Genomic DNA, 1934 nt, shown 5'->3' on the forward strand with positions numbered 1-1934 from the left:
TGTTGTGAATAAACCAGTTTTTATAAAATCAGATGAAATCCTCTTAGTGATGAGCTATGACGAAACAGAAAACATCGCTCAATCCGGTCCTTTCTACGAAGAAAACGATATCATTAAATTTATCGATAATACTGATAATGCCGTGCAAATCTTGCGCGTCGAACCAACAACTAATCGGTGCGAAGATATCTCTGAAGACATCGCTGAATTCTATATTAAAGAACGCCAACAAGAGTGCTTCGATGGCATCGTAAATCACGAATTTATTAAACAAAGCGATGCATACGGTTTTTTTTTAGACGAAATCAAACAGCGACAATATGAAGATGAAATCTACGGGTCTTATGAAGAACAGCACCGTTTACGTCTTTCTGACGTCCTTCCAAACTATCCAAACTATACAGGGCGTTTTTAAACACCCCCCCCTCGTTCCTCCTCTCAAATAAAGGTATCGGTATACCTTCTCAAGAAATCAAAAGACAAAGTATCCATTAAAAGGATTTCAAGATGACAAATTCTCCCTTAACAACAATGGCAAGTAAATATGGTTTCTCTCATGACGAATTTCGAAAAACCATCGTTAAAACTTGTATCAGTTACAACTTTTCTGATGAAGAATTTGCCGCCTTTATTTCCGTTGCTAATACTTATGGATTAAACCCACTGACGAAAGAAATCTATGCTCTTCCTAAAAGAGGTGGCGGCATTATTCCCGTCGTCTCGATCGACGGGTGGATTAAGATCATTAAATCTAATCCTCAATTCGATGGTATGACCTTTCAAGACCAACTTGATAAAGATGGTAATCTCATTGCTATCAAATGTGCTATACGATTGAAAGGCATTAAAGACCCTATCGAGGTTACTGAATATTTAGCAGAATGCAAACAAAAGACAGACACTTGGCAAAAATATCCAGCACGTATGTTGCGTCATAAAGCAACCATACAATGTGCACGCTATGCTTTCGGTTTTTCAGGCATTTATGAGGAAGATGAAGCCGCTCGTATGAATGGAATAAATCATAGCATGCAAGAGCAGCGCATTTCTGGTGATATGCTTAGAAAAATCAGACAATTAATGGAACAAACTCTAACAGAAGAGAAAAAAGTCCTCTCTTTTGTCAAAGCAAACAGCCTTGCCGATATGTCTGAGGAACAAGCACAAACGGTTTTAAACGGTTTGAAGAAAAAACAGAACTTACAAATCATTGAAACCCAGCAATTACCATCTCAAGAACAAAACGATGGTCCTATACAAGATGCTGAATATATTCATATCCAAGATATCGAATATGCACAAACCAACCAAGAACAGACAGCGGCGGTGTGAAATGGAACAAAGATCAGCACAATGGTTTCAAGCGCGGTTAGGAAAAGTCACCGCCTCTAATGTTTACAATATACTCAGTAAGACAGCAAAAGGATTGCCGACCAGCAAATATGAGGATTACAAAATCAAACTCATTACAGAACGCCTAACAGGAGAAATAAGCCCCCATTATGAAACCGAAGAGATGCGATGGGGCATTGAACATGAAGAGGATGCCTTGCAAGAATATAGCTTCATTTATGATGCCAATATCATAAAATGCGGCTTTGTCCCTCATCCTACAATAGAAATGGCTGGGGCTAGCCCTGATGGGCTTATTGGTGAAGAGGGGTTAATCGAAGTCAAATGTCCAAGATCTGCAACCCATATGCGCTTTTGTATCGATGACCAAATCAAACCGGAATATCACGCACAAATGCAATTCCAAATGGCGTGTACAGGACGAAAATGGTGTGATTTTGTAAGCTATGATCCACGCTTTCGCATGCATCAATCATCTCACTTACGTATGAAAGTCAAACGTGTGCACCGTGATGAGGAACAGATTAACAGTATTAACCAAGCTGTCGAAGCCTTTTTAGCACAGATAGAGCAAGAGATAC

The 1934-nt window shown here is 39.3% G+C and carries 3 protein-coding genes; all 3 read left to right on the forward strand.

Translation table 11 applies throughout. From position 1 onward, the window contains the following. Positions 1–4 precede the first annotated feature (4 nt). A complete protein-coding gene (locus AC0QT4_RS08965) occupies positions 5–415 on the forward strand; it encodes a hypothetical protein (protein ID WP_473201327.1) in 411 nt (136 codons plus the stop codon). 92 nt (positions 416–507) lie between these two features. Beyond that, on the forward strand, positions 508–1332 hold the full coding sequence (gene bet, locus AC0QT4_RS08970) for a phage recombination protein Bet (protein WP_473201325.1): 825 nt from the start codon (positions 508–510) through the stop codon (positions 1330–1332). A gap of 1 nt (position 1333) precedes the next feature. Beyond that, positions 1334–1934, forward strand: a 601-nt coding sequence (locus AC0QT4_RS08975) for a lambda exonuclease family protein (RefSeq protein ID WP_473201326.1), incomplete at its 3' end; no start/stop codon positions are given.

The organism is Bartonella sp. EBT8 (assembly GCF_055796165.1).

Bases quoted from the DNA above. Each gene is read 5' to 3' on its own strand.
- bet (WP_473201325.1), top strand. From the start codon at position 508: ATGACAAATTCTCCCTTAACAACAATGGCAAGTAAATATGGTTTCTCT.